The sequence below is a fragment of the Pseudomonas yangonensis genome, from assembly GCF_009932725.1.
In the GTDB taxonomy this organism is placed as follows: Bacteria; Pseudomonadota; Gammaproteobacteria; order Pseudomonadales; family Pseudomonadaceae; genus Aquipseudomonas; species Aquipseudomonas yangonensis.
Map to the genome: position 1 here is coordinate 1 of NZ_BLJU01000170.1, position 550 is coordinate 550.

Below are 550 nucleotides of genomic sequence, written 5' to 3' on the forward strand. Positions count from 1 at the left end.
ACATAGAACAGCAGGATGCGCCAGAACACCGAGTTGATCGCGCTGGGAATGGTCTTGGTCGGGTTACGCGCTTCGCCGGCGGTGAGGCCGATCATTTCCACCCCGAGGTAGGCGAACATCACCATCTGCAGCGACATCAGCACGCCCTGGATGCCATTGGGCATGAAGCCGCCGTGGGCCCAGAGGTTGGAGATGCCGGTGGCGATGCCGTCGTTGCCGAAGCCGAAGGCGATCATGCCGATGCCGACCACCACCATCGCCAGGATGGTGACGATCTTGATCAGGGCGAACCAGAACTCGAACTCGCCGAAGGCACGCACCGCGATGAGGTTGATCGTGCCCATGCTCGCCAGGGCCGCCAGGGCCCAGATCCAGCGCGGCACGTCGGGGAACCAGATACCCATGTAGACGGCGACGGCGGTGATTTCGGCGACACAGGTCACCAGCCAGAGGAACCAGTAGTTCCAGCCGGTGATGAAGCCCGCCAGCGGGCCCAGGTAGCCCTTGGCGTACTGGCTGAAGGAACCGGCCACCGGATTGTGTACCGCCA

1 protein-coding gene is annotated in these 550 nt (G+C 63.5%); it reads right to left on the reverse strand.

Annotation, left to right across the window (positions count from 1 at the left end):
- The coding region (locus tag GYB81_RS23955) for an amino acid permease (RefSeq protein ID WP_161898013.1) at positions 1-550 on the reverse strand (550 nt) is incomplete at both ends.